This is a genomic window from Streptomyces sp. SID12501 (genome assembly GCF_010550245.1).
In the GTDB taxonomy this organism is placed as follows: Bacteria; Actinomycetota; Actinomycetes; order Streptomycetales; family Streptomycetaceae; genus Streptomyces.
In genome coordinates this window covers 1-462 of record NZ_JAAGLU010000552.1, presented here as the reverse complement: position 1 = coordinate 462, position 462 = coordinate 1, and the positions used below count along the sequence as shown (strand labels likewise).

Here is a 462-nt window from a genome sequence, read left to right as displayed (position 1 = left end):
CTTCCACGGGGCCTTCGCGCGGGGCGGACACCCGCTGCTCGTCGGGTCCGGGCGCAAGGAACTGTCCTGGCCGGTACGGACGGGGCTGACGGCCGTCGGACGGTGGCTGCCCGATCCGGCGGTGGAGGAGGCGGGACTGCGGCTCGCCGAACGGCTCGGCTACCAGGGCATCCTCGACCTCGACTTCCGTCGAGACGAGGCGGGCTGCTTCCGGCTCGTGGACTTCAACCCGCGCCCCGGAGCCCAGTTCAGGCTGTTCACCGACGACACCGGGCTCGACGTGGTCCAGGCGATGTACCTGGACCTGACGGGCCAACGGGTGCCGGAGCCCGTCGGCGGCCCGGGCCGGGTCTTCGTCGCGGAGAACTACGCGCTGCTCGCGGCCGTAAGGGGCCGCTCGCTGCCGCGGCGTCGCACGGGCGCGGGTGGCGGCGCGGGCACGGTCGGCGCGCCGTCAGGCGC

The 462-nt window shown here is 74.9% G+C and carries 1 pseudogene; it reads left to right on the top strand.

The features are described 5' to 3' along the window. Positions 1–462, top strand: a pseudogene (locus G3I71_RS47245) (ATP-grasp domain-containing protein); the annotation flags it as partial.